Genomic DNA, 1,297 nt, shown 5'->3' on the forward strand with positions numbered 1-1,297 from the left:
TCTCATGTTTGTAAACCTCGTGTCATAACAGTGGATAAAAATCCAGCCTATCCTGTAGCGATTCAAGAGTTAAAAGAARAGAAACGCATGCCTGAAGGCATACAAATAAGGCAAGTTAAATATCTCAATAATATAGTAGAACAAGATCATCGTTTTATAAAGAAGCGAGTTCGTTCAATGTTAGGATTGAAATCATTCCGTACAGCTACTTACATACTGAGTGGCATAGAAGCCATGCTTATGATTAAAAAGAAACAGGTTCATCAAGGGGTGAAGTCTGCCCAAAATCAAAAAGAATTTATCCATAAATTGTTTGGAGTAGCATCATAATTCATAGATGAAAAGGATATTGAGGTTCTATGTTTCTAACAAATCATATTTGCACCAGAACCAACTATTGGGCGTTCGTTAATTTAACTTTACATTTCATTTGGCGCAGAAATACCTAATAAACATAGCGCATCCTTTAATACAATCGCTACGGAAAAAGCGAATGAGAGCTTCATTTGTTTCCATTCATCTTCAACTAAGATTTTCGTATGTGCATAATACTTATTGAATGCGCGTGATAACTGCAAGCTGAATTTCGCGATTTGTGATGGTTCGGCTTGTTCAAATGATTTTTGAACAATGATCGGGTATTGCTCTAGTAGCTGGATGACTGACCACGCATATTCTCCTAAAGCGTCAAAATGGATGGCCTGTTCTTTAAATTCACCTTTTTCAAGCAATGAGGAAATTCGCGCAAATGTGTACTGTACATATGGGCCCGTTTCTCCCTCAAAATTCATCATTTGCTCTAATGAAAAATCAATATCATTCATGCGGTTATTTTTTAAATCATTAAAGATTACCGCTCCGACGCCAACCTGTCTTGCAACAAGTTCTTTCTGTTCAAGCGCTTGATTTTTTTCTTCAATATTGCGCTTCGCAGTTTCGATCGCCTCTGCCAATACATCCGCAAGCAGCACGACTTTCCCTTTACGTGTCGACATTTTCTTACCGTCTTTTAACATCATGCCAAATGCTACGTGCTGTAAGTCATTTGACCACTCATACCCCATTTTTCCGATGACGTTAAAGAGTTGTTTAAAGTGCAGGGATTGTTCGTTTCCGACAACATAAAATGTTTTCTTCGCCTTATACTGTTTTTTACGGTACATGGCTGCAGCTAAATCACGCGTGGCATAAAGTGTCGCACCATCCGTTTTCGTAATCAAACAAGGCGGCATATCTTCCAATTCCACTACATAGGCACCTTCGGATAGAGTAAGTAAGCCTTTTCCATTCAATTCCC

General features: G+C 38.3%; 2 protein-coding genes. One reads left to right on the forward strand and one right to left on the reverse strand.

The genetic code is table 11. The features are described 5' to 3' along the window. The coding region (locus AC1DUW_RS29335) for a DDE-type integrase/transposase/recombinase (RefSeq protein WP_477644245.1) at nt 1-330 on the forward strand (330 nt) is incomplete at its 5' end. An 89-nt stretch (nt 331-419) separates the two neighbouring features. Here AC1DUW_RS29335 and argS read toward each other — a convergent pair. Further along, nucleotides 420-1,297, reverse strand: an 878-nt coding sequence (gene argS, locus AC1DUW_RS29340) for an arginine--tRNA ligase domain-containing protein (protein WP_477644246.1), incomplete at its 5' end; no start/stop codon positions are given.

This window comes from Peribacillus sp. P4_C12 (assembly GCF_056402095.1).